This window comes from Pseudomonas arvensis, from assembly GCF_056688935.1.
In genome coordinates, this window is sequence record NZ_CP162038.1 from 941,888 (window position 1) to 966,469 (window position 24,582).

Genomic DNA, 24,582 nt, shown 5'->3' on the forward strand with positions numbered 1-24,582 from the left:
CCTGCAGCGCTCATCGGGAGAGCTCATGCTCGCCGCCGTAAAACTGACTTCCGCCACCCGCCAGAACCTCTGGCGCCTGACGTTCATCCGTACCCTGGTACTGGCCGCACAGGCCGGTTCGGTCGGGCTTGCCTATTGGTTCGACCTGCTGCCGCTGCCGTGGCTGCAACTGGGCGTGACCCTGGGCTTCTCCACCGTGCTGTGCGTGTTCACGGCTATTCGCTTGCGTACCACGTGGCCGGTGACCGAACTCGAATATGCGCTGCAACTGGCCTGCGACCTGTTTATCCACAGTGTGTTGCTGTACTTCTCCGGCGGTTCCACCAACCCGTTTGTGTCTTATTACCTGGTGCCGTTGACTATCGCGGCGGTGACCTTGCCGTGGCGCTATTCGGTAGTGCTCTCGGGTATCGCCCTGACCCTCTACACCCTGCTGCTGGCGCGGTTCTACCCGTTGCAAACGTTCCCCATCGCCCGGGAAAACCTGCAGATCTACGGGATGTGGCTGAGTTTTGCGCTGTCGGCCGCCGTCATTACTTTTTTCGCCGCACGCATGGCCGAAGAGCTGCGCCGCCAGGAAGAACTGCGCGCCATACGCCGTGAAGAGGGCCTGCGCGACCAGCAATTGCTGGCCGTCGCCACCCAGGCCGCGGGGGCCGCCCATGAGCTGGGCACACCGCTGGCGACCATGAGCGTGCTGCTCAACGAAATGGTCCAGGATCATCACGATCCGGCGCTGCAAGAAGACCTCGGCGTGCTGCGCGAGCAGGTCAAGCAGTGCAAGCAGACCTTGCAGCAGTTGGTGCGCGCCGCCGAAGCCAATCGCCGCCTGGCGGTCGACATGCAGGACGTGACCCGGTGGCTCGACGAAGCGCTCAACCGCTGGCACCTGATGCGGCCTGAAGCCAGCTACCGATTCCACCTGCTGGGGCAGGGCACCGTGCCGCGCATGGCGCCGCCGCCGGACCTGACCCAGGCGCTGCTCAACCTGCTCAACAACGCCGCCGACGCCTGCCCGGAAGGCCTGGGCGTGCAGTTGGACTGGGACGCGGAAAACGTGACCATCAGCATTCGTGACCACGGCGCCGGCGTGCCGCTGGCCATTGCCGAGCAAATCGGCAAACCCTTTTTTACCACCAAGGGCAAAGGCTTCGGCCTCGGCCTGTTTTTGAGCAAGGCCAGCGTGACCCGCGCGGGCGGCTCAGTGAAACTCTATAGTCATGAGGAAGGTGGCACGCTCACCGAGCTGCGCCTGCCCCGTGTCGCACGAGGAGATATCGATGAGTGACGAGATCCAAGTCGAAGGCGAAGAACTGCCGCACCTGCTGCTGGTAGATGACGACGCCACCTTTACCCGCGTGATGGCGCGCGCCATGAGCCGTCGTGGATTCCGCGTGAGCACCGCAGGCTCCGCCGAAGAAGGCCTGACCATCGCCCAGGCCGACCTGCCGGACTACGCCGCGCTCGACCTGAAAATGGACGGCGATTCCGGCCTGGTGCTGCTGCCCAAGCTGCTGGAACTCGACCCGGAAATGCGCGTGGTGATCCTCACCGGTTACTCCAGCATCGCCACCGCCGTTGAGGCCATCAAGCGCGGCGCCTGCAACTACCTGTGCAAGCCGGCGGACGCGGATGATGTGCTGGCGGCGTTGCTCTCCGAACACGCCGACCTCGACACTCTGGTGCCGGAAAACCCGATGTCGGTGGACCGTTTGCAGTGGGAGCACATCCAGCGTGTGCTGACCGAACACGAAGGCAATATCTCCGCCACTGCCCGTGCGTTGGGCATGCACCGCCGCACCCTGCAGCGCAAATTGCAGAAGCGTCCGGTACGACGCTGAACCTAGGCTGAACAACCCGCTTCAGGCCGCACGGAGCCCTGAACCGATCAACTATGATCGGTTCAAACACCTGTCTCCTCTTTCCTACCGAGCCTGAACCATGAATCAGAACGCTGAGTACTCTGCGGTCAACGATGCTGTGCGCGGGCAATTCCTACCCAGGGTGTGGCGGCTGATCACCCCTTACTGGCGCAGTGAAGAGAAGGGCCAGGCCTGGCTGCTGTTGTTGGTCGTGTTGGGCCTGTCGCTGTTCAGCGTGGCCGTCTCTGTGTGGTTCAACAGCTGGAACCGCGACTTCTACAACGCCCTCGAACACAAGGACTACGACGCCTTCACCCACCTGCTGATGTACTTCAGCGTGATCGCCGTGGTGGCGATTGTGACCGGTGTGTTCACCTCTTATCTGCAGCAAATGCTCACCATCCGCTGGCGTCGCTGGTTGACGGAAACCTATTTCGCCCGGTGGCTGGGCCACAAGAATTACTACCACCTGGAATACGGCGGCTATACCGATAACCCTGACCAGCGGATCTCCGAAGACCTCAACGCGTTTACCAACGGTACGCTGACTCTGGGGTTGGGTTTTGTCAGTAACCTGGTGACCCTGGTGTCGTTCTCGGTGATTCTTTGGGGTGTGTCCGGCAGCATCGAAGTGTGGGGCATCACGATTCCGGGCTACATGTTCTGGGCCGCGCTGGTGTATGCGGTGGTCGGCAGTTGGTTGACGCACTTGATCGGTCGAAAGTTGATCGGGCTGAGCAACCGCCAGCAACGCTTCGAAGCCGACTTGCGTTTCAGCCTTGTGCGGGTGCGGGAGAATGCCGAAAGCATCGCGCTGTTCGATGGCGAACCCAATGAACACCAGCAATTGAGTGCGCGGTTCGGGCGGGTGTGGAGCAACTTCTGGAGCATCATGCAGGTCAAGAAGCGCCTGAGTTTTTTCACCAGCGGTTATTCCCAGATCGCGATTATCTTTCCCTTTGTGGTCGCGGCACCGCGTTACTTTGCCGGCAAGATCGAACTGGGCGTGCTGATGCAGGTGGCCCAGGCGTTTGGCAGTGTGCAGGGCAGCCTGAGCTGGTTTGTCGACGCCTACACCGTGCTCGCCAGTTGGCGTGCCACTTGTGACCGCCTGCTGAGCTTCGGCCAGGCCATGGAAGAAAACGAAACCCGCGCCATGGGCATCGCGTTGCAGCAGCAGGGCGGGGATTTGCAGGTGAGCAATCTGAACCTGGATCTGGCGGACGGTCGTCATTTACTGCAAGGCGCCAACCTGACGGTGGCCGAGGGCGAGCGATTGATGCTCAGTGGTCGCTCCGGCAGCGGTAAGTCAACCCTGCTGCGGGCGATGGGCAACCTGTGGCCCAACGGCCACGGCAATATTCGATTGCCGGCCGAGCGTTATCTGTTCCTGCCGCAAAAGCCGTATCTGCCGATTGGCACGTTGAAGGCGGTGTTGAGTTATCCACAGGCGGATGGCGCCTATCCGGCAGAACGTTATGCACAGGTCCTGGAGACCTGCCGCCTGCCGCACCTCATCTCGCGCCTGGACGAAGCCAACCATTGGCAGCGCATGCTCTCGCCGGGCGAACAGCAGCGCCTGGCCTTCGCCCGCGCGTTGCTGTTCGCGCCGCAGTGGCTGTACATGGACGAAGCCACGTCGGCCATGGATGAAGAGGATGAGGCGACGTTGTACCAGGCGTTGATCGATCAGTTGCCGGGACTGGGCATCGTCAGTGTGGGGCATCGCAGCAGCCTCAAGCGTTTCCACGGGCGGCATGTGCGGATCGAGGGTGGGCTGCTTCAGGAACAACCCCTGGCTTGAGACCTGACTCGGTCAATGTGATCTGGAGAGTGAGTTCCCACAAAAAAGCCCGGCTGATCATTGATCAGCCGGGCTTTTTGTATTGCTTGAATAGACTTACTTCTTCAAGCCGTAATGCTCATCCAACATGCCTGGGGCGTTCGGCGTTTTTGGCGCGTAGTCCCGTGGTGGCTCCTGGTTTTCCCGGGGAGGGGTGAGGCGTTCCCGTGGAGTTTGCGGTGCATCGGAATGCAACGCGGCCAGCAGACGCTGACGGGTGATGTCGTCGAGGGCCAGGCGGTTAGCGCCATCGGCGAGGTGATCCTGTACTTCCTGATAGCTCTGAGTGAGCTTCTTGACCAGGTTGGCGGTGCTGTTGAAGTGGGTAACAACCTCGTTCTGATAACTGTCAAAACGTTCCTGAATGTCATCCAACTGACGCTGCGTGCGGTTAGGCGCGGCATTCGGCAGCAAGCGAGCAACCAGGAAACCAATGGCGACACCGGCAACCAGGGCAAGAGTCGGCAACAACCAAACTAAGAGCGAGTGTTCCACGAGTCCTTCCTCTATAAACGGCTTTGCTTTACGTTAACGGCTCAAACCTGCGCTGTATACCGCGATTAAGCTCGCAATGATGCCAAGCACAGACTTTTAGCTAGACGAGTCGACCCTTTGAGAGGTCACGGAGTTCATTCCTTGCTCATGCGTGAAACCCCCGTTTTGATCGATGGCCCGGTAGGCCAATTGGAAGCCCTGTACCTGGATCACCCCGAGCCACGTGGCCTGGCGCTGATCTGCCACCCTAACCCGGTGCAGGGCGGGACCATGCTCAATAAAGTCGTTTCGACCTTGCAACGCACCGCCCGCGATGCTGGTTTGATTACGTTGCGTTTCAATTACCGTGGTGTCGGCGCGAGTGCCGGTACCCACGACATGAGCACCGGCGAAGTCGACGATGCCGAAGCGGCCGCCACCTGGCTGCGGGAAAAACACCCCGACCTGCCGATGACGTTGCTCGGTTTTTCCTTCGGTGGTTATGTGGCCGCCAGCCTCGGTGGTCGCCTGGAAGCCAAGGGCGAAAAACTCGCCCATCTGTTCATGGTCGCCGCTGCTGTGATGCGCCTGCGCGAGACCGATGTGCTGCCCCAAGGCTGCCCGTTGACCGTGATCCAGCCGGAAACCGACGAAGTGGTCGACCCACAGACCGTCTACGACTGGTCCGCCGCCCTGAATCGCCCCCATACGCTTCTGAAAGTGGCAGAATGCGGACACTTTTTTCATGGCAAGCTCACCGATCTCAAGGATCTGGTGCTGCCGCGCCTCTCGAATTGATAGCAGTCTGATAAGCGATTACCCATGACGACGCGTACCCGTATCCTCACCGGCATCACCACCACCGGCACGCCGCACCTGGGCAACTACGCCGGTGCGATCCGCCCGGCGATCCTTGCCAGCCAGGACGCCAATGCCGATTCCTTCTACTTCCTGGCCGACTACCACGCCCTGATCAAATGCGATGACCCGCAGCGCATCCAGCGCTCGCGTATGGAAATCGCCGCGACCTGGCTGGCCGGCGGCCTGGATGTAAACCGGGTGACCTTCTATCGCCAGTCCGACATCCCGGAAATCCCCGAGCTGACCTGGCTGCTGACCTGCGTAGCCGCCAAGGGCCTGCTCAACCGCGCCCACGCCTACAAAGCCTCGGTGGACAAGAACGTGGAAACCGGCGAGGACCCGGATGCTGGCATCACCATGGGCCTGTACAGCTACCCGGTGCTGATGGCGGCGGACATCCTGATGTTCAACGCCCACAAAGTGCCGGTCGGCCGTGACCAGATCCAGCACGTGGAAATGGCCCGCGACATCGGCCAGCGTTTCAACCACCTGTTCGGCAATGGCAAAGAATTCTTCACCATGCCCGAGGCGTTGATCGAAGAAAGCGTCGCCACCTTGCCGGGCCTGGACGGCCGCAAGATGTCCAAGAGCTACGACAACACCATCCCGTTGTTCACCAGCGCCAAGGACATGAAAGACGCCATCTCGCGGATCGTCACCGACTCGCGCGCGCCGGGCGAAGCCAAGGACCCGGACAACTCGCACCTGTTCACCTTGTACCAGGCATTCGCGACCAAGGCCCAGGAAGAAGAATTCCGCGGCGAACTGCTGCAAGGCCTGGGCTGGGGCGAGGCCAAGAGCCGTCTGTTCCAACTGTTGGACGGCCAACTGGGCGAAGCCCGCGAGCGCTACCATCAACTGATGTCGCGCCCGTCGGACATGGAAGACCTGCTGCTGGTCGGCGCCAAGAAGGCCCGTGCCGTAGCGGCGCCGTTCCTCGCCGAGTTGCGTGAAGCGGTGGGCTTGCGTTCGTTCGTCGAGCAGGCTGCGGCGCCGGTCAGCACCAAGAAGAAAGCCGCAAAAGCTGCGCGCTTTGTGAGCTTTCGCGAAGACGACGGCAGCTTCCGCTTCCGCCTGTTGGCTGCCGATGGGGAGCAACTGCTGCTGTCGCGCAACTTTGCCGACGGCAAAGCCGCTGGCGCGGTAACCAAGCAATTGCAAAGTGGTGTGATGCTGGACGTGCGCCCCGAGGCCCTGGGCTTCAGCGTCTGGCTGGACGGTGCGGCCGTGGCCGACAGCGCTCAGTTCGCCGACAGCGCGACCCGCGATGCGGCCGTGCAGGCATTACGCATTGCGTTGACCCCTATCGAGGATTAACCCGACCAAGGGTTGATTGCCATTATCCGGGGCCGTCGTTACAGTGACGGCCCGTTTTTGTTGCCTTGCTAACGAAATTATGACGCCCCTAGAACGATATCAAGCTGATCTGAAACGCCCTGAATTCTTCCATGACGCGGCCCAGGAAACGGCGGTGCGTCATTTGCAGCGCCTGTACGACGACCTGGTCGCGGCCTCGCAAAGCAAGCCAGGGATGCTCGGCAAGCTGTTTGGCAAGAAAGACCGCACGCCAGTCAAAGGCTTGTACTTCTGGGGCGGCGTGGGCCGTGGCAAGACCTACCTGGTCGACACCTTCTTCGAAGCGCTGCCGTTCAAGGAAAAGGTCCGCACGCACTTCCACCGCTTCATGAAGCGTGTGCACGAAGAGATGAAGACCCTGCCGGGTGAGAAAAACCCGCTGACCATCATCGCCAAGCGTTTCTCCGATGAAGCGCGGGTCATCTGCTTCGATGAATTCTTCGTCTCCGACATCACCGACGCCATGATCCTCGGCACCCTGATGGAAGAGCTGTTCAAGAACGGTGTGACCCTGGTCGCCACTTCGAACATCGTGCCGGACGGCCTGTACAAGGACGGCTTGCAGCGTGCGCGCTTCCTGCCGGCCATCGCCTTGATCAAGCAGAACACTGAAATCGTCAACGTCGACAGCGGCGTCGACTACCGCCTGCGTCACCTGGAGCAAGCGGAGCTGTTCCACTTTCCGCTGAACGAAGCCGCCCACGAAAGCCTGCGCAAGAGCTTCCGCGCGCTGACGCCGGAATGCACCCAGGCGGTGGAAAACGACAAGTTGATGATCGAGAACCGCGAAATCATCGCGCTGCGTACCTGCGATGACGTGGCGTGGTTTGAATTCCGCCAACTGTGCGACGGCCCGCGCAGCCAGAACGACTACATCGAACTGGGCAAGATCTTCCACGCGGTGATCCTGAGCGGCGTGGAGCAGATGAGCGTCACCACCGACGACATCGCGCGACGTTTTATCAATATGGTCGACGAATTCTACGACCGTAACGTCAAGCTGATCATCTCGGCGGAAGTCGAGCTTAAGGATCTTTATACCGGTGGCCGTTTGAACTTCGAATTTCAACGGACATTGAGCCGCTTGCTGGAAATGCAGTCCCACGAGTTCCTGTCGCGCGGGCACAAACCCTAAGCGATTTCCAGAGCACTGGAGATCCAATGTGGGAGGGGGCTTGCTCCCGATAGCGGTGTGTCAGTGATAGATGTACTGGCTGACACACTGCCATCGGGGGCAAGCCCTAATGCCGGTCAGTTAAGAGATAAAAGGGCAAAAAGTAACCTGTGGCGAGGGAGCTTGCTCCCGTTGGACTGCGCAGCAGTCCCATTTTTGGGGCCGCTTCGCGGCCCAGCGGGAGCAAGCTCCCTCGCCACAGGTACGGTGTTCGTCCTTAACTGACCGGCATTAGGGCAAGCCCCCTCCCTCATTTGCTTAAGCTGCCTGCTGGAATTGCTGGCGATACTGGTTTGGCGACAACTCCGTGTGCTGCCTGAACAACCGCGCAAAGAAACTCGCATCGTCGTAACCCACCTCATAACTGATGGTCTTGATGCTCTTGCGGCTGCCCGAGAGCAGGCCCTTGGCCGTCTCGATACGCAGGCGCTGCAGGTAATGCAGCGGTTTGTCACCCGTCGCCGTCTGGAAGCGCCGCATGAAGTTGCGGATGCTCATGCCATGTTCGCGGGCGACGTCTTCGAAGCGGAACTTGTCGGCAAAGTGCTCTTCGAGCCAGTGCTGGATCTGCAGGATGATCACGTCCTGGTGCAGCTTCTGCCCGCCAAAACCAATGCGTCCCGGCGAATAGTTGCGCTGCACTTCATAGAGAATGTCGCGGGCCACCGCCTGGGCGATGTTGGCGCCGCAGAAGCGTTCGATCAGGTAGATGTAAAGGTCGCACGCTGAGGTAGTGCCGCCGGCGCAATACAGGTTGTCGGCGTCGGTGAGGTGCTTGTCCTGATTGAGCTGCACTTTGGGAAAGCGTTCGCTGAAGGCATTGAAGAACCGCCAGTAGGTAGTCGCCTCCTTGCCATCGAGCAGCCCGGCTTCGGCCAGCCAGAACACCCCGGTGGCTTCGCCGCAGAGCACGGCGCCGCGTGCGTGTTGTTCGCGCAGCCACGGCAGTACTTGGGGGTAGCGGGTGCAGAGGGCGTCGAAGTCATCCCAGAAGGCCGGCAGCACAATGATGTCGGCGTCTTCTAGGCCGCCGTCTACCGGCATGATCACATCGCTGAAGCTGCGCACCGATTGCCCGTCGGGGCTGACCAGGCGGGTTTCGAACGCCGGCGTCAGGCCCAGGCCTTGCTGTTTGCCGTAACGCAGGCTCGCGAGGTGGAAGAAATCCTTGGCTTGCATGAGGGTTGAAGCGAATACCCGATCAATGGCCAAAATGCTGACGCGCCGCAGGGGCGTGGAGATTTGGTTAGACATAATTTCATTTATTCTTATAGGGGAAAGTGGTCACCAGACGGCTGGATCGTCTTATTTTTTGTCGCATGTGTCCAGTGTCCTGTGACGTCTTCGCGGCATAGGCTCTGTTGGCTGGTCTTTGTCCGACAATCCCCGCAGGTGACCCATGATTCCCAGAACTTTGTTCAGCCCCGAACACGAACTCTTTCGCGACAGCGTGCGCACTTTCCTTGAAAAAGACGCCGCGCCGTTCCATGGGCAATGGGAAAAACAGGGGTATGTCGACCGCAGTCTGTGGAGCAAGGCGGGGGAGGCGGGCATGTTGTGTTCCCATCTGCCGGAAGAATATGGCGGCTTGGGTGCGGACTTTCTCTACAGCGCGGTGGTGATCGAGGAGATCAGTCGGCTGGGCCTGACCGGGATTGGTTTCTCCCTGCATTCGGACATCGTCGCGCCCTACATCCTGCATTACGGCAGTGAGGCGCTGAAGCACAAATACCTGCCAAAATTGATCTCCGGCGAGATGGTCACCGCCATTGCGATGACCGAGCCGGGCGCCGGGTCCGACCTGCAAGGGGTCAAGACCACGGCCGTGCTGGACGGCGATGAGTATGTAATCAACGGCTCCAAGACCTTCATCACCAACGGCTATCTGGCCGAACTGGTGATCGTCGTGGCCAAGACCGATCCCAAGGCTGGCGCGAAGGGCACCAGCCTGTTTCTGGTGCAGGCCGATACGCCGGGCTTCGCCAAGGGCAAGCGCCTGGAGAAGGTGGGCATGAAGGCCCAGGACACCTCGGAGCTGTTCTTCCAGGACGTGCGGGTGCCCAAGGAAAACCTGTTGGGTCAGGCGGGCATGGGCTTTGCCTACTTGATGCAGGAACTGCCCCAAGAGCGATTGACCGTGGCCATCGGTGCGATCACCTCAGCCGAAGCGGCGTTGCAGTGGACGCTGGACTACACCCGCGAGCGCAAGGCGTTCGGCAAGGCGATTGCCGATTTCCAAAACACCCGGTTCAAGTTGGCAGAGATGGCGACAGAGATTCAGATCGGCCGGGTGTTTGTCGATAAGTGCATGGCGCTGCACTTGGAGAGCAAGCTGGATGTGCCTACGGCGGCGATGGCCAAGTACTGGGCCACCGACCTGCAATGCAAGGTGCTCGACGAGTGTGTGCAGTTGCACGGCGGTTACGGCTTCATGTGGGAATACCCGATCGCGCGGGCCTGGGCGGATGCGCGAGTGCAGCGGATTTATGCGGGGACCAACGAGATCATGAAGGAGATTATTGCGCGGGCGCTTTGATTGTGTGGTGTTGCTGAAGGCCTTGTCGAGGGCAAGCCCCCTCCCACATTTGAATGTATTCACAAGTCAAAATGTGGGAGCTGGCTTGCCTGCGATAGCGATCCAAAGATCAATTAAGGCGCTGGATTCGGATGATCCTTCTGAATCGCCTCGATCCCTTCCAGCACTTCCTTCGATAGCTTCAGATCAGCGCTGGCGATGTTGCTGTCCAGTTGCTCAAGCGACGTGGCGCCAATAATGTTGCTGGTCACGAACGGCTGTTGCGTCACAAACGCCAGCGCCATCTGCGCCGGGTCCAAACCATGTTCCCGCGCCAATGCCACATAACGGCTGCATGCCGCTTCCGACTGCGGGTTGAAGTAGCGGCTGAAACGGCTGTACTCGGTCAGGCGTGCCTTGGCCGGGCGCGCGCCGCCTTCGTATTTGCCGCTGAGCATGCCGAACGCCAGGGGCGAGTAGGCGAGCAGGCCGCACTGTTCACGAATGGCGACTTCCGCCAGGCCCACTTCAAAGCTGCGATTGAGCAGGTTGTAGGGGTTCTGGATCGACACTGCGCGGGTCCAGCCACGGGCTTCGGCCAGGGCGAGGAATTTCATGGTGCCCCACGGGGTTTCGTTGGACAGGCCGATGTGGCGGATCTTGCCGGCCTTCACCTGTTCGTCCAGCGCTTCGAGGGTTTCTTCCAGTGGGGTGAGGTCGTCTTCGTCCTTGTGCTTGTAGCTCAATTGGCCGAAAAAGTTGGTGCTGCGCTCTGGCCAGTGCAGTTGGTAGAGGTCGATCCAGTCGGTCTGCAGGCGCTTGAGGCTGGCGTCCAGGGCATCGACAATGTGCTTGCGGTTGTGGCGCAGGTGGCCGTCGCGGATGTAGTCGATGGTGTTGCCGGGGCCGGCGATCTTGCTGGCGAGGATCCAGTCGGCGCGGTCACCACGGCTTTTGAAGTAATTACCGATGTAACGTTCGGTGGTGGCGTAGGTGTCGGCCTTGGGCGGCACCGGGTACATTTCCGCCGTGTCGAGGAAGTTGATCCCCGCGGCCTTGGCCCGTTCGATCTGCGCGAAGGCCTCTGCCTCGCTGTTCTGCTCACCCCAGGTCATGGTGCCCAAGGCTATCGCGCTCACGTTCAGATCCGTACGGCCCAGCTGTCGATAATCCATCGGGTACTCCTTCGGGGAAAACAATCATAAAAGCAGGTTGAATTTTTTTTCGCAATCTGCATAATTGCCCACCTCTTTCTGCAGTGGAAGTGATGCGCCGCCTGCCGAAGAATCTTGCCGTTGAACGGACGCGCCGACCCGAGCCCCCGATAGCGTCTGTATCCGGCTGCCTTTGACTTGTCAAAGTACGCACTATTCAGTAAGATCCGCCGTCTAATTTACAGGGCGGCCCCTGAGGCTATTAAAGAATGACAACTTTTACTGCAAAACCGGAAACAGTTCAGCGCGACTGGTTTGTCGTCGACGCCGCTGGTCAGACCCTGGGTCGTCTGGCCACTGAAGTCGCCAGCCGTCTGCGTGGCAAGCACAAGCCTGAGTACACCCCTCACGTTGATACCGGTGACTACATCGTGATCATCAACGCTGAGCAGGTACGTGTTACCGGCAACAAAGCGCAAGACAAAATGTACTACCGTCACTCCGGTTTCCCAGGCGGTATCAAGTCTTCGAACTTCGAAGGCCTGATCTCCAAGAAGCCTGAAGCCCCGATCGAAATCGCGGTCAAAGGTATGCTGCCTAAGGGCCCTCTGGGTCGCGATATGTTTCGCAAGCTGAAAGTCTATGCGGGCGCTGTACACCCTCATGCTGCTCAGCAGCCCCAAGAACTGAAGTTTTAACGGAATAGTTCATTATGTCGGCGACTCAAAATTACGGCACTGGCCGTCGCAAAACCGCAACCGCACGCGTTTTCCTGCGTCCGGGCACTGGCAACATCTCGATCAACAACCGCACTCTGGAAAATTTCTTCGGTCGCGAAACTGCCCGCATGGTAGTTCGTCAGCCGCTGGAACTGACCGAGACTGTTGAGAAGTTCGACATCTACGTCACCGTTATCGGTGGCGGTGTAAGTGGTCAAGCTGGCGCAATCCGCCACGGTATCACTCGCGCTCTGATGCAGTACGACGAAACCCTGCGTGGCGCTCTGCGCAAAGCTGGCTTCGTTACTCGCGATGCCCGTGAAGTTGAACGTAAGAAAGTCGGTCTGCGTAAAGCGCGTAAGCGTCCGCAGTACTCGAAGCGTTAATTCGCTTTACGTTCCACAAAAACGCCCAGCCTCCTCACGGAGCTGGGCGTTTTTTATTGCCTGCGATTTATCCACATTTTTTGCCGTGACAACTTGCCACATCCGTAGACCCCCTATACTACAAGGCCTGGAGGCTGAGTCCTGGGCAATTCCCTTGTCATACGTGGGGCTTTTCATTACCATCCGACAAAATTTTTATAAGTAAAGATTCAACACTTAGTAGACGCCTGATTTAACAGGCCAAAAAGCTGATGGGAGAGGACTGAATGAGCAATGACGGCGTGAATGCAGGCCGGCGTCGCTTCTTGGTAGCAGCCACATCCGTGGTGGGTGCTGCAGGAGCGGTGGGGGCTGCGGTCCCGTTCGTGGGGTCATGGTTTCCCAGTGCCAAGGCGAAAGCCGCAGGTGCACCGGTGAAGGTGAATGTCAGCAAGATCGAGCCAGGCCAGCAGATGATTGCTGAGTGGCGCGGCCAGCCGGTTTTCATTGTTCGCCGTACCGAGGAAATCCTGGGGAATCTCAAGAAGATTGAAGGCCAGTTGTCTGACCCCCAATCCGAGAAATCCGACCAACCCGCCTACGCCAAGAACGAAGCGCGTTCGATCAAGCCAGAGATCCTGCTGCTGGTTGGTCTGTGTACCCACCTGGGTTGCTCACCCACCTTCCGCCCGGAAGTAGCGCCTGTCGACTTGGGCAAGGACTGGGTCGGCGGTTATTTCTGCCCGTGCCACGGCTCCCATTACGACCTTGCCGGCCGCGTCTACAAGTCCCAGCCTGCGCCACTGAACCTGCCCGTGCCGCCGCATACCTACGAAACTGACGACCTCATAGTCATTGGCCTCGATAAGGAGAACGCGTGATGAGCAAGTTCATGGATTGGGTGGATGCGCGCTTCCCCGCCACTAAAATGTGGGAAGACCATCTCAGCAAATATTACGCGCCAAAAAACTTCAACTTCTTCTACTTCTTTGGCTCCCTGGCGCTGTTGGTGCTGGTCAACCAGATTGTCACCGGCGTCTGGCTGACGATGAGCTACACGCCTTCGGCGGAAGAGGCGTTCGCCTCCGTCGAATACATCATGCGTGACGTCGAATACGGTTCCATCCTGCGCCTGTTGCACTCCACCGGTGCGTCGGCGTTCTTTATCGTCGTCTACCTGCACATGTTCCGCGGCCTGCTCTACGGCTCATACCAGAAGCCCCGCGAGTTGGTGTGGGTGTTCGGCATGTTGATCTACCTGGCGCTGATGGCTGAAGCCTTCATGGGTTACCTGCTGCCTTGGGGCCAGATGTCGTACTGGGGCGCCCAGGTGATCATCTCGCTGTTTGGTGCGATCCCGGTGATCGGCAACGACCTGACCCAGTGGATTCGCGGTGACTACCTGATCTCTGGCATCACCCTGAACCGCTTCTTCGCCTTGCACGTGGTGGCCCTGCCGATTGTGATCCTGGGCCTGGTGGTGCTGCACATCCTGGCGCTGCACGAAGTGGGTTCCAACAACCCGGACGGCGTGGACATCAAGAAGCACAAGGACGAGAACGGCATCCCGCTGGACGGCATTCCATTCCACCCTTACTACACCGTAAAAGACATCGTCGGCGTAGTCGTGTTCTTGTTCGTGTTCTGCTCGATCGTGTTCTTTTTCCCGGAGATGGGCGGTTATTTCCTGGAGAAGCCTAACTTCGAACAGGCCAACGCCTTCAAGACCCCCGAGCACATTGCCCCGGTCTGGTACTTCACGCCGTTCTACGCAATCTTGCGGGCAATCCCCGACAAGCTGATGGGCGTAATAGCCATGGGCGCGGCCATCGCCGTGCTGTTTGTGTTGCCTTGGCTCGACCGCAGCCCGGTCAAATCCATGCGCTACAAAGGCTGGCTGAGCAAGATCTGGCTGTGGGTGTTCTGCATTTCGTTCGTGATCCTGGGTGTGTTGGGCGTATTGGCACCGACTCCCGAGCGTACGTTGCTGTCGCAGGTCTGCACCTTCCTGTACTTCGCCTACTTCATTCTGATGCCGTTCTACACCCGGCTTGAGAAGACCAAACCGGTTCCGGAAAGGGTGACTGGCTGATGAAAAAATTATTTGTTGCATTGATGCTTGCGGCGCTGCCGCTACTGTCTTTCGCTGCCGAGCACGGCGCGGAGCTGGAAAAAGTCGATATCGACGTGTCGGACAAGGCCGCCATGCAGGACGGTGCGCGCACCTTCGCCAACTACTGCATGGGCTGCCACAGCGCCAAGTTCCAGCGTTACGAGCGGGTTGCCGATGATTTGGGTATTCCCCACGAACTGATGCTGGATAAGCTGGTGTTTACCGGTGCCAAGATTGGCGACCACATGAACATCGGCATGCAACCGGCGGATGCCAAGGCCTGGTTCGGTGCGGCACCGCCCGACCTGACCCTGGTGGCCCGTGTGCGCGGCACCGATTGGCTATATGGCTACCTCAAGTCGTTCTACGAGGATCCGACGCGCCCTTACCGCGTGAACAACCGCGTATTCCCGAACGTCGGCATGCCTAACGTTCTGGTCGGCCTTCAAGGCAAGCAAGTGGTAGGATGCAAGCAGATCCAGGTCGTTGAAGACGGCAAGAAGCAATACGATCCGCTGACTGGCACGCCTCTGACTCATGAAGCGTGCGATCAACTGAAGATCGAAACCCCCGGTTCGCTGACTGACGAGCAGTTCGACGAGAAGGTCAAGAACCTCGTGACCTTCCTGGCCTACTCGGCCAACCCGGTCAAACTGCAGCACCAGCGTATCGGTACTTACGTCTTGCTCTACCTGGCTTTCTTCTTTGTATTCGCCTATCTGCTCAAACGCGAATACTGGAAGGATGTGCATTGATCCAACCGTAAGCAATTGCTGTTAATCTTGCGCGCCCAGCGGCATCTCTGAATACGTAGCGACGGGTTGAACCGCCGTTACAGAGATGCTTTCTGGGCGCGCTCGTTTTTGAGCTTTCGATAATTTCAACAAGCGAGGAGGACCGCCATGGGCGTGACCAATCGGTTGGCCTGTTACTCCGACCCCGCCGACCACTATTCCCACCGAGTACGTATCGTGCTCGCAGAGAAGGGTGTCAGCGCCGAGATCATCACTGTGGAGGCGGGCCGTCATCCGCCAAAGCTGATCGAAGTGAACCCTTACGGCAGCTTGCCCACCCTGGTCGATCGTGACCTGGCGTTGTGGGAGTCGACCGTGGTGATGGAATACCTGGATGAGCGTTACCCTCATCCGCCTTTGCTGCCGGTGTATCCGGTGGCGCGTGCCAACAGCCGCCTGCTGATCCATCGGATCCAGCGCGACTGGTGTGGGCTGGTGGATGTGATTCTGGATTCGCGCAGTAAAGAGGCGGCCCGTGTCGTGGCGCGCAAGGAATTGCGCGAGAGCCTGACCGGTGTTTCGCCGCTGTTCGCCGACAAACCTTTTTTCCTGAGTGAGGAACAAAGTTTGGTGGATTGCTGCCTATTACCGATACTCTGGCGTTTGCCGATTCTCGGTATTGAACTGCCGCGGCCCGCCAAGCCGCTGCTTGATTACATGGAGCGCCAGTTTGCGCGTGAGGCTTTCCAGGCGAGTCTGTCTGGTGTCGAACGCGATATGCGCTAAGGCTTAAGGAGCCGTTGATGAACTCCAGTCGACCTTACCTGGTCCGCGCGCTCTACGAGTGGATTGTGGATAACGATTGCACCCCGCACATGCTGGTCAATTCCGAATTTGCTGCGGTTCAGGTACCGCAGGGTTTTGCCAGTGACGGACAGATTGTGCTGAACGTATCGCCGAGTGCCGTGCGCCACCTGCACATGGACAATGAAGCGGTCAGTTTCGAAGGGCGTTTTGGCGGTGTGCCGCATACGCTCTACGTGCCAATTGGCGCCATTCTCGGGATCTACGCCCGTGAGAATGGCCAAGGCATGGTGTTTGATCTGGAGTCGCCTTTCGAGGACGACGAATCGATCGAAAACGAAGACGGTGATGATTTGCCACCACCGGATGCCGAGCCACCGCGTCCAAGCGGCCGGCCTAGCCTGAAAGTGGTGAAGTAAGCGGCATTCGCCTTCGGGTGTGCTGGAAAAATGCCTCGATCTGTATCGAGGCATTTTTTTGCGCGCAGGATATAAGTGAAAGTCGCGACTGAACAGTGATCGTACAACCACCATGGGCTATGATGCCTCTTTACTCAACCGAGATAGATGACCCCACATGGAAAACGCCAGCACCGCCCCTCGTCTTCCCCGCAAGCGCCGCAGCCTTGCCCAGGAATTGGTCACGGTGCTGTCCGAGCAGATCCGTGACGGCGAACTCAAACGGGGCGACAAGCTGCCCACCGAGTCCGCGATCATGGAAGCCCATGGCGTCAGTCGCACGGTAGTGCGTGAAGCCATCTCCCGTTTGCAGGCCGCAGGGCAAGTGGAAACCCGCCATGGCATCGGCACGTTCGTGCTGGACACGCCAAGCCCAAGCGGTTTCCGCATTGACCCGGCGACAGTGGTGACATTGCGCGATGTACTGGCGATCCTGGAGTTGCGCATCAGTCTGGAAGTGGAGTCCGCTGGCCTGGCCGCCCTGCGCCGCAGCGATGAGCAACTGGCCGCCATGCGCGCGGCGCTGGATGCCCTGAATGAAAGTGCGGCGCACGCCGGCGATGCGGTCGCATCCGACTTCGCGTTCCACCTGGAAATCGCGCTGTCCACCGGTAACCGCTACTTCACCGACATCATGACCCACCTGGGCACCAGCATCATTCCGCGTACCCGCCTGAATTCGGCGCGCCTGGCCCATGATGACCAGCAGCATTACATGGGGCGCCTGAGCCGCGAGCACGAAGAGATCTACGAGGCGATCGCCCGTCAGGATTCGGATGCGGCGCGGGCGGCGATGCGTTTGCACCTGACCAACAGCCGCGAGCGGCTGCGCCATGCCCATGAAGAGGCTGAAAAGGCAGGTTGATTGTCATCAGTTGGCTCATATGCCGTTCAGCGATTTTCTATGACGTTTGCATTTTTTGGATATGGGACGCTAGCGAGTCTAGTGTCTCTTCTTTCGCCACGTTGTCAGGAAGTTTTAACTGAAGCTCCTCTACTGATTCTTCAATCACACGACGCCTTTCGTTCTCGTCAGCAATCATCTCGGCCAAAGGTATATAGGGATCAAAGTCTTGATCTTTTTTATCCCGATTGGCTTCGAAACCGGTGGCCAGCAGTCCGAAAATTTCATCAGTGGTTTTCATGACATACCCTCTCATCAACATGCGTAAAAGAAGCAGAAATCAGTCCCGACTCAGGAGCTAATGCCTTAGCTCCTGAGGTGTGTTATCCGCCCTTGAAGAACTGCGCATAACTGTTAGAAATCACAGTGTCGACAAGCGGTGCCGGTTAAATCGGCGTATTCGGCTTGTAATCCTTCAGCAACAAATACGTACTCCACCCCCACCAATCATCCGTCCAGTGCTTGTCGTTCAGGTCATTCACGTCCTTGCGACGCAGTACTTTGTCTCCCTCCAGCTTGAACAGCGGCGAGAAGTTATTCGCCGGGTTCTGTGCTGCATTCAGGTCCGGCACGTACAACGGTGCCTTGAAGTTGGCCGGGGAGGGCGCCACACCGCTGATGAAGGTCTCGAAGATCTCATCGGCGGATGCCTGGACGGCGCGTTTGACCTGCACGCGATTGGCCGCATCGATGGCGTCGAAGTAGCGTTTATCGCCATAGGCATGCCACTCGTCACCCATGGCATTGCGCACCTTGAGTCCGAATTTGCTGTCTTCATCGTGCATGAAGCGACTGATCAATGAACCCAGCTCGCCCGGCGTGACCACCGCTGCCAGTTGCTTGCGCGGCACCCGCAGATGACCGGCGGAAAACAGATCGGTCAAGAAGTGATCAGCAAAACTGTTCATTGCGTAGGCCAGTTCCAATGCCTGATCGGTACCGGTGTGATGAGCGATCACCGCCTGTTGCAACGCTGCCGTGTGCCCTGCCAGGTAGGCCGAAAGTGCCCATTCGCCGAAGTGGTCGGCGTTGTCCGCCGCCAGTTTCAGGTAACGCCCCAGCGGTACCAGTGCCGAGACCGCACTCCCGCCCCCGGTGATGCGGTTCCATTCTTCGGACAACGTGTCACCCAACGCGTCGTAGGCTTCATGGGGTTGTTTGCCATCTTTGATGGCTTGGTTGACCGCGCTGATTTCCTTTTGCATCACCGCGAGGATCTTACCGGCTTCTTGCCGCGAGGCAGGCAGCACCGCCAGCGAGTTAAAGGCGGCGGTAAAGCGTTGCACGCGCTCGGCAGGGGAGGCGCCATCACTGATCGGCTTGCCGGGAATGCCATAGAAGTCACCGCCCAGGGCAATGACTTGGCCGTCGCTCAGTGCCAGCCCGTTGGGCAGGTGCAGTTCGATTTGTTGGGCGGGAATGGGTGGGGCGTCGGTGGTAAAGCGCAACAGCGTGTCGTCGCCGATGGCGGTGTGTTCGCCGCCTTCGAAACGCAGGGCCGGTTGGGTTCTTTCGGGTACTGCGAGATCAAGACCTGACATGTTAGCTCCTTGCTATGTCGTAGGAATCTTCCTTAATAGCTGTATGTATATACAGCTATTGCGAGCATAGAGGATAAATTTCCTACGTCAAGAACTGCTGTCTCAACACGGTTTCAGGTGAAGGCCGATGAATTGCAGTTGACGAATCTTTTTATAGTTGTACGATGACGTACGACATCACCAAAACCAACAACAATCTTTCGACAGAAAGTCTTTACCCAGGGTGTTCGAATAATGAATCCACAAGAGCTGAAGTCCATCCTCTCCCACGGTCTGCTGTCTTTCCCGGTGACCGATTTCAACGCCCAGGGTGACTTCCACCAAGCGGGCTACATCAAGCGCCTTGAATGGCTGGCCCCTTATGGCGCCACCGCGTTGTTCGCCGCAGGTGGCACGGGTGAGTTTTTCTCCCTGGCGGCCAGCGAATATTCCCAAGTGGTAAAGACCGCTGTTGATACCTGCGCCACCAGCGTGCCGATCCTCGCCGGTGTAGGCGGTTCCACGCGCCAGGCCATCGAATACGCCCAAGAGGCCGAACGCCTGGGCGCCAAAGGCCTGCTGCTGCTGCCGCACTACCTCACCGAAGCCAGCCAGGACGGCGTTGCCGCCCACGTTGAAGCCGTGTGCAAATCGGTAAAAATCGGCGTGGTGGTCTACAACCGTAACGTGTGCCGCCTGACCGCTCCGCTGCTGGAACGCCTGGCCGAGCGCTGCCCGAACCTGATCGGGTACAAGGATGGCCTGGGTGACATCGAGTTGATGGTGTCGATCCGCCGTCGTCTGGGCGACCGTTTCAGTTACCTCGGCGGCCTGCCGACTGCAGAGGTTTACGCCGCTGCCTACAAGGCCCTGGGCGTGCCGGTGTACTCCTCGGCGGTGTTCAACTTCATTCCGAAAACCGCGATGGACTTCTACCACGCCATTGCCAAGGATGATCACGCCACCGTCGCCAAGATCATCGACGACTTCTTTCTGCCTTACCTGGACATCCGTAACCGCAAATCCGGTTATGCCGTGAGCATCGTCAAGGCCGGTGCAAAAATCGCCGGCTATGACGCAGGTCCGGTGCGTACGCCGCTGACCGACCTGCTGCCGGAAGAATACGAAGCCCTGGCCGCGCTGATCGACAAGCAAGGTCCGCAATAACCCATTAACAAGGCCGCTGAGTAATCAGCGGCCTTTTGCGTCAGGAGAAGATTCGTGTCCCAAGCAAAGCGTTTTGAAAACTACATCAATGGCGAGTGGGTAACCGGCGCCGACTACTGCACCAACCTCAATCCTTCGGAGTTGTCTGACGTCATTGGTGAATATGCCAAGGCAGACGTCGCCCAAGTCAACGCCGCCATCGACGCCGCCCGTGCTGCATTCCCGGCCTGGTCCACGTCCGGCATCCAGGCGCGTCATGACGCGCTGGATAAAGTCGGCAGCGAAATCCTCGCCCGCCGCGAAGAGCTCGGCACCCTGCTGGCCCGTGAAGAGGGCAAGACCCTGCCGGAAGCCATCGGTGAAGTGACCCGCGCCGGTAACATCTTCAAGTTCTTCGCCGGTGAATGCCTGCGTTTGTCCGGCGACTACGTGCCGTCGGTGCGTCCGGGCGTCAATGTTGAAGTCACTCGCGAAGCCCTCGGCGTGGTCGGCCTGATCACCCCATGGAACTTCCCGATCGCCATCCCTGCGTGGAAGATCGCCCCGGCCCTGGCCTACGGCAACTGCGTAGTGATCAAACCGGCGGAACTGGTTCCGGGCTGCGCCTGGGCCCTGGCCGAAATCATCTCCCGCGCCGGTTTCCCGGCCGGCGTGTTTAACCTGGTGATGGGCAGTGGTCGTGTGGTTGGCGACGTGCTGGTCAACAGCCCGAAAGTCGACGGCATCAGCTTCACCGGTTCCGTGGGTGTGGGCCGTCAGATCGCTGTCAGCTGCGTGTCGCGCCAGGCCAAAGTGCAGTTGGAAATGGGCGGCAAGAACCCGCAGATCATCCTCGACGACGCCGACCTCAAGCAGGCCGTCGAGCTGTCGGTGCAGAGCGCGTTCTACTCCACTGGCCAGCGTTGCACCGCGTCCAGCCGTTTGATCGTGACTGCCGGGATTCACGACCAGTTCGTCGCGGCCATGGCCGAGCGTATGAAGTCGATCAAGGTCGGCCACGCGCTGAAAAGCGGTACCGACATCGGCCCAGTGGTTTCCCAGGCTCAGTTGGACCAGGACCTGAAATACATCGACATCGGCCAAAGCGAAGGCGCGCGGCTGGTCAGCGGTGGCGGCCTGGTGACCTGCGACACTGAAGGCTACTACCTGGCGCCGACACTGTTTGCCGACAGCGAAGCCGCCATGCGCATCAGCCGTGAAGAGATCTTCGGCCCGGTGGCCAACGTGGTGCGCGTAGCGGACTACGAGGCGGCGCTGGCCATGGCCAACGACACCGAGTTCGGCCTGTCGGCGGGCATTGCCACCACGTCGTTGAAATACGCCAACCACTTCAAACGCCACTCCCAGGCGGGGATGGTGATGGTCAACCTGCCGACGGCAGGCGTGGATTACCACGTTCCATTCGGTGGCCGTAAAGGCTCATCCTATGGCTCGCGGGAGCAAGGTCGCTATGCACAAGAGTTCTACACCGTGGTGAAAACCAGCTACATCGGCTCGTAACACGCACTACCCGTGGGAGCCGGACGCCTGCCGGCTCCCACACTGAACACACATAACTATTACCCGCAAAAAAAATAATTAGTGGGAGTACTTCTACATGCAAGCGACCAAGCCGACCCACGTCCGCTATTTGATCCTGCTCATGCTGTTCCTGGTGACCACGATCAACTACGCCGACCGGGCCACCATCGCCATCGCGGGCTCCAGCCTGCAAAAAGACCTCGGCATCGACGCGGTCACCCTCGGTTATATCTTCTCTGCATTCGGTTGGGCCTACGTGGCCGGGCAAATCCCCGGCGGCTGGCTGCTGGACCGTTTCGGCTCGAAAAAAGTCTATGCCCTGAGCATCTTCACCTGGTCGCTGTTCACTGTGCTGCAAGGCTACGTCGGTGAGTTTGGCGTCTCCACTGCGGTTGTTGCGCTGTTCATGCTGCGCTTCATGGTGGGCCTGGCCGAAGCGCCGTCCTTCCCCGGTAACGCTCGTATTGTCGCGGCTTGGTTCCCGACCGCTGAACGCGGCACGGCGTCGGCGATCTTCAACTCGGCGCAGTACTTCGCCACGGTGTTGTTCGCGCCATTGATGGGCTGGATCGTCTACCGCTTCGGCTGGCAGCACGTGTTTATCGTGATGGGCGTGATCGGCATCGTGTTCTCGCTGATCTGGCTGAAAGTTATCCACAGCCCGCGCCAGCATCCGATGATCAACGAAGCCGAGTTCAATCACATCGCCGCCAATGGTGCGATGGTCGATATGGACCAGGACAAAGGCAAAGGTAAGAAAACTGACGGGCCGAAGTGGGATTACATCCGGCAGTTGCTGACCAATCGCATGATGCTCGGCGTGTACCTGGGCCAGTACTGCATCAACGGCATCACTTACTTCTTCCTGACCTGGTTCCCGGTGTACCTGGTACAGGACCGTGGCATGACCATCCTCAAGGCCGGTTTCATTGCCTCGTTGCCGGCGATCTGCGGGTTTATCGGCGGTGTGCTCGGCGGTGTGATTTCCGACTACCTGCTGCGCAAGGGCCATTCCCTGACCTTCGCCCGCAAGGCACCGATCATCGCTGGCCTGCTGGTCTCCAGCAGTATCATCGCGTGTAATTACGTCGACGTTGAATGGATGGTCGTGGGCTTTATGGCCCTGGCTTTCTTCGGCAAAGGCGTTGGCGCACTGGGTTGGGCGGTGGTGTCCGACACTTCGCCGAAACAGATCGCCGGCCTCAGCGGCGGCTTGTTCAACACCTTTGGTAACCTGGCTTCGATCACCACGCCCATCGTGATCGGCTACATCATCAGCACCACCGGTTCCTTCAAATGGGCCCTGGTGTTCGTCGGCGCCAACGCGCTGGTGGCGGTGTTCAGCTACCTGGTTATCGTCGGCCCGATCAAGCGTGTAGTACTCAAAGAGCCGCCAAGCAAGGGGCCAGAGTTGACCAACCTAACCGAAGCGCATTCCTGAGAGGCACCGTGATGCAGTTGATTGAACATGCCGACTCGCCGCGCTCGATTCGTTTGCACGAGCGTGACAACGTAGTGATCGTGGTCAATGACCAGGGCGTACCGGCCGGGACCGAGTTCCCGGACGGCCTGGTGACCTTGGAGTTCATCCCCCAGAGCCATAAAGTGACCCTGGAAGATATCCCCGAAGGCGGTCAGATTATTCGCTACGGCCAGACCATCGGTTATGCCTTGGCGCCGATTCCACGCGGCAGTTGGGTCCAGGAAGATCAACTGCGCATGCCTACCGCGCCGCCGCTGGACAGCTTGCCTTTGTCCACTGATGTGCCGCAAACCCAGGCGCCGCTGGAAGGGTTTACGTTCGAGGGTTATCGCAACGCCGACGGGACCGTGGGCACGCGCAATATCCTTGGAATCACCACCACGGTGCAGTGCGTGACCGGGGTGCTGGACCATGCGGTCAAGCGCATCAAGGACGAATTGCTGCCCAAGTACCCGAATGTCGATGACGTGGTGGCGCTGACCCACAGCTACGGCTGTGGCGTGGCAATTACCGCGACGGATGCCTATATCCCGATCCGAACCGTGCGCAACCTGGCGCGCAACCCAAACCTGGGGGGCGAAGCCTTGGTGATCGGCCTGGGCTGCGAGAAATTGCAGGCCGGGCAGGTGATGCACGACAACGACAGCTCGGTCGACCTGAGCGAGCCGTGGTTGTACAAGCTGCAGGATTCCAGCCACGGCTTTACCGAGATGATCGAGCAGATCATGGAACTGGCCGAAATCCGCCTGAAGAAACTCGACCAGCGCCGCCGCGAAACCGTGCCGGCGTCCGAACTGATCCTGGGCATGCAGTGCGGCGGCAGTGATGCGTTTTCCGGCATCACCGCCAACCCCGCGCTGGGTTACGCCTCGGACTTGTTGCTGCGAGCCGGGGCGACGGTGATGTTTTCCGAAGTCACTGAAGTACGCGATGCCATCTACTTGCTGACATCTCGGGCGCAGACGAAGGAAGTGGCCGAGGAACTGGTCAGGGAAATGGACTGGTACGACCGTTACCTGGCCAAGGGCGAAGCAGATCGCAGCGCCAATACCACGCCGGGCAACAAGAAGGGCGGGTTGTCGAACATTGTCGAGAAGTCCTTGGGCTCGATCGTCAAGTCCGGCAGCAGCGCGATCAACGGCGTGCTGGGCCCTGGCGAGCGGTTCAAGAGCAAGGGCCTGATCTTCTGCGCGACGCCGGCCAGTGATTTTGTCTGCGGTACGCTGCAATTGGCGGCGGGGATGAACCTGCACGTGTTTACCACCGGCCGTGGCACGCCTTATGGGCTGGCGATGGCGCCAGTGGTGAAAGTGTCGACCCGTACGGAATTGGCGCAGCGTTGGCCGGACCTCATCGATATCGACGCTGGGCGCATTGCCACCGGGCGGGCGAGCATCGAGGAGTTGGGCTGGGAGTTGTTCCACTTCTACCTGGACGTGGCCAGCGGCAAGAAGCAGACCTGGGCGGAGCATCACAAGCTGCACAATGACATCACGTTGTTCAACCCGGCGCCGATTACCTGAGACCGAGTCGCCTGCATCGGGGGCAAGCCCCC

24 protein-coding genes are annotated in these 24,582 nt (G+C 59.3%); 19 read left to right on the forward strand and 5 right to left on the reverse strand.

Annotation, left to right across the window (positions count from 1 at the left end):
• Window positions 1–25: 25 nt before the first annotated feature.
• The 3 genes from AB3G88_RS04220 (at window position 26) to AB3G88_RS04230 (ending at window position 3,666) form a co-directional block, all read left to right on the forward strand.
• On the forward strand, window positions 26–1,288 hold the full coding sequence (locus AB3G88_RS04220) for an ATP-binding protein (RefSeq protein ID WP_099587081.1): 1,263 nt from the start codon (window positions 26–28) through the stop codon (window positions 1,286–1,288).
• The gene (locus AB3G88_RS04225; RefSeq protein ID WP_003171731.1) at window positions 1,281–1,841 is read left to right on the forward strand and encodes a response regulator transcription factor; all 561 of its coding nucleotides are present in this window, start codon (window positions 1,281–1,283) and stop codon (window positions 1,839–1,841) included. Before AB3G88_RS04220 ends, AB3G88_RS04225 begins: the two co-directional genes overlap by 8 nt.
• A 100-nt stretch (window positions 1,842–1,941) precedes the next feature.
• Window positions 1,942–3,666: an ABC transporter ATP-binding protein/permease gene (locus tag AB3G88_RS04230; protein WP_480453361.1), complete on the forward strand. Its 1,725-nt coding sequence runs from the start codon at window positions 1,942–1,944 to the stop codon at window positions 3,664–3,666.
• A 96-nt stretch (window positions 3,667–3,762) separates the two neighbouring features.
• Here the strand turns inward: AB3G88_RS04230 and AB3G88_RS04235 are convergent, their stop codons facing one another.
• Window positions 3,763–4,200: a Z-ring associated ZapG family protein gene (locus AB3G88_RS04235; RefSeq protein ID WP_032886236.1), complete on the reverse strand. Its 438-nt coding sequence runs from the start codon at window positions 4,198–4,200 to the stop codon at window positions 3,763–3,765.
• Window positions 4,201–4,347: 147 nt separating this feature from the next.
• Here AB3G88_RS04235 and AB3G88_RS04240 point away from each other — a divergent pair, with 147 nt between their 5' ends.
• The 3 genes from AB3G88_RS04240 to zapE all read left to right on the forward strand — a co-directional run bounded on the left by AB3G88_RS04240 (window position 4,348) and on the right by zapE (window position 7,531).
• Window positions 4,348–4,977, forward strand: a complete 630-nt coding sequence (locus AB3G88_RS04240) for an alpha/beta hydrolase (protein ID WP_112193453.1) — start codon at window positions 4,348–4,350, stop codon at window positions 4,975–4,977.
• A gap of 24 nt (window positions 4,978–5,001) precedes the next feature.
• Window positions 5,002–6,357, forward strand: coding sequence for a tryptophan--tRNA ligase (locus AB3G88_RS04245; RefSeq protein ID WP_099587084.1), 1,356 nt, complete (start codon window positions 5,002–5,004; stop codon window positions 6,355–6,357).
• 79 nt (window positions 6,358–6,436) lie between these two features.
• Complete coding sequence (gene zapE / locus AB3G88_RS04250) at window positions 6,437–7,531, forward strand: cell division protein ZapE (protein WP_099587085.1); 1,095 nt, start codon at window positions 6,437–6,439, stop codon at window positions 7,529–7,531.
• 297 nt (window positions 7,532–7,828) lie between these two features.
• On the opposite strand, the gene AB3G88_RS04255 is transcribed toward zapE, so the two are convergent.
• The gene (locus AB3G88_RS04255) at window positions 7,829–8,749 is read right to left on the reverse strand and encodes a GlxA family transcriptional regulator (RefSeq protein ID WP_177411598.1); all 921 of its coding nucleotides are present in this window, start codon (window positions 8,747–8,749) and stop codon (window positions 7,829–7,831) included.
• A 220-nt stretch (window positions 8,750–8,969) separates the two neighbouring features.
• Here AB3G88_RS04255 and AB3G88_RS04260 point away from each other — a divergent pair, with 220 nt between their 5' ends.
• Complete coding sequence (locus AB3G88_RS04260) at window positions 8,970–10,106, forward strand: acyl-CoA dehydrogenase family protein (RefSeq protein ID WP_400530764.1); 1,137 nt, start codon at window positions 8,970–8,972, stop codon at window positions 10,104–10,106.
• A 113-nt stretch (window positions 10,107–10,219) separates the two neighbouring features.
• On the opposite strand, the gene AB3G88_RS04265 is transcribed toward AB3G88_RS04260, so the two are convergent.
• Window positions 10,220–11,260 (reverse strand): NADP(H)-dependent aldo-keto reductase, encoded by a 1,041-nt coding sequence (locus tag AB3G88_RS04265; protein WP_064450694.1) that lies wholly within the window; start codon window positions 11,258–11,260, stop codon window positions 10,220–10,222.
• A 248-nt stretch (window positions 11,261–11,508) separates the two neighbouring features.
• Between AB3G88_RS04265 and rplM the strand changes: the two genes are divergently transcribed.
• The 8 genes from rplM to AB3G88_RS04305 all read left to right on the forward strand — a co-directional run bounded on the left by rplM (window position 11,509) and on the right by AB3G88_RS04305 (window position 17,297).
• Window positions 11,509–11,937 (forward strand): 50S ribosomal protein L13, encoded by a 429-nt coding sequence (rplM, locus tag AB3G88_RS04270; RefSeq protein WP_003171742.1) that lies wholly within the window; start codon window positions 11,509–11,511, stop codon window positions 11,935–11,937.
• A gap of 14 nt (window positions 11,938–11,951) precedes the next feature.
• Complete coding sequence (gene rpsI / locus AB3G88_RS04275; RefSeq protein ID WP_003216038.1) at window positions 11,952–12,344, forward strand: 30S ribosomal protein S9; 393 nt, start codon at window positions 11,952–11,954, stop codon at window positions 12,342–12,344.
• A 266-nt stretch (window positions 12,345–12,610) separates the two neighbouring features.
• The gene (gene petA / locus AB3G88_RS04280) at window positions 12,611–13,204 is read left to right on the forward strand and encodes a ubiquinol-cytochrome c reductase iron-sulfur subunit (protein WP_099587089.1); all 594 of its coding nucleotides are present in this window, start codon (window positions 12,611–12,613) and stop codon (window positions 13,202–13,204) included.
• Window positions 13,204–14,415, forward strand: coding sequence for a cytochrome b (locus tag AB3G88_RS04285; protein WP_003188526.1), 1,212 nt, complete (start codon window positions 13,204–13,206; stop codon window positions 14,413–14,415). The genes petA and AB3G88_RS04285 overlap by 1 nt, the downstream gene beginning before the upstream one ends.
• Window positions 14,415–15,191, forward strand: coding sequence for a cytochrome c1 (locus tag AB3G88_RS04290; protein ID WP_112193459.1), 777 nt, complete (start codon window positions 14,415–14,417; stop codon window positions 15,189–15,191). The genes AB3G88_RS04285 and AB3G88_RS04290 overlap by 1 nt, the downstream gene beginning before the upstream one ends.
• 147 nt (window positions 15,192–15,338) lie before the next feature.
• Window positions 15,339–15,956, forward strand: a complete 618-nt coding sequence (locus AB3G88_RS04295; protein ID WP_099587092.1) for a glutathione S-transferase N-terminal domain-containing protein — start codon at window positions 15,339–15,341, stop codon at window positions 15,954–15,956.
• A gap of 17 nt (window positions 15,957–15,973) precedes the next feature.
• Complete coding sequence (locus tag AB3G88_RS04300; protein ID WP_099587093.1) at window positions 15,974–16,393, forward strand: ClpXP protease specificity-enhancing factor; 420 nt, start codon at window positions 15,974–15,976, stop codon at window positions 16,391–16,393.
• Window positions 16,394–16,550: 157 nt separating this feature from the next.
• Window positions 16,551–17,297, forward strand: coding sequence for a FadR/GntR family transcriptional regulator (locus tag AB3G88_RS04305; protein ID WP_159933000.1), 747 nt, complete (start codon window positions 16,551–16,553; stop codon window positions 17,295–17,297).
• Window positions 17,298–17,334: 37 nt separating this feature from the next.
• Here AB3G88_RS04305 and AB3G88_RS04310 read toward each other — a convergent pair whose 3' ends face one another.
• Together AB3G88_RS04310 and AB3G88_RS04315 are read right to left on the reverse strand one after the other, a co-directional pair.
• The gene (locus AB3G88_RS04310; protein WP_480453367.1) at window positions 17,335–17,577 is read right to left on the reverse strand and encodes a hypothetical protein; all 243 of its coding nucleotides are present in this window, start codon (window positions 17,575–17,577) and stop codon (window positions 17,335–17,337) included.
• Between the two features lie 145 nt (window positions 17,578–17,722).
• The gene (locus tag AB3G88_RS04315; protein WP_480453369.1) at window positions 17,723–18,877 is read right to left on the reverse strand and encodes a phospholipase; all 1,155 of its coding nucleotides are present in this window, start codon (window positions 18,875–18,877) and stop codon (window positions 17,723–17,725) included.
• A gap of 234 nt (window positions 18,878–19,111) precedes the next feature.
• Here AB3G88_RS04315 and kdgD point away from each other — a divergent pair, with 234 nt between their 5' ends.
• The 4 genes from kdgD (at window position 19,112) to garD (ending at window position 24,550) form a co-directional block, all read left to right on the forward strand.
• Window positions 19,112–20,023, forward strand: a complete 912-nt coding sequence (gene kdgD / locus AB3G88_RS04320) for a 5-dehydro-4-deoxyglucarate dehydratase (protein WP_032886251.1) — start codon at window positions 19,112–19,114, stop codon at window positions 20,021–20,023.
• A gap of 54 nt (window positions 20,024–20,077) precedes the next feature.
• Complete coding sequence (locus tag AB3G88_RS04325; protein WP_112193465.1) at window positions 20,078–21,523, forward strand: aldehyde dehydrogenase family protein; 1,446 nt, start codon at window positions 20,078–20,080, stop codon at window positions 21,521–21,523.
• Between the two features lie 97 nt (window positions 21,524–21,620).
• Window positions 21,621–22,985 (forward strand): MFS transporter, encoded by a 1,365-nt coding sequence (locus AB3G88_RS04330; RefSeq protein ID WP_099587098.1) that lies wholly within the window; start codon window positions 21,621–21,623, stop codon window positions 22,983–22,985.
• 11 nt (window positions 22,986–22,996) lie between these two features.
• Window positions 22,997–24,550, forward strand: coding sequence for a galactarate dehydratase (garD, locus tag AB3G88_RS04335; protein WP_480454408.1), 1,554 nt, complete (start codon window positions 22,997–22,999; stop codon window positions 24,548–24,550).
• Window positions 24,551–24,582: the final 32 nt, after the last annotated feature.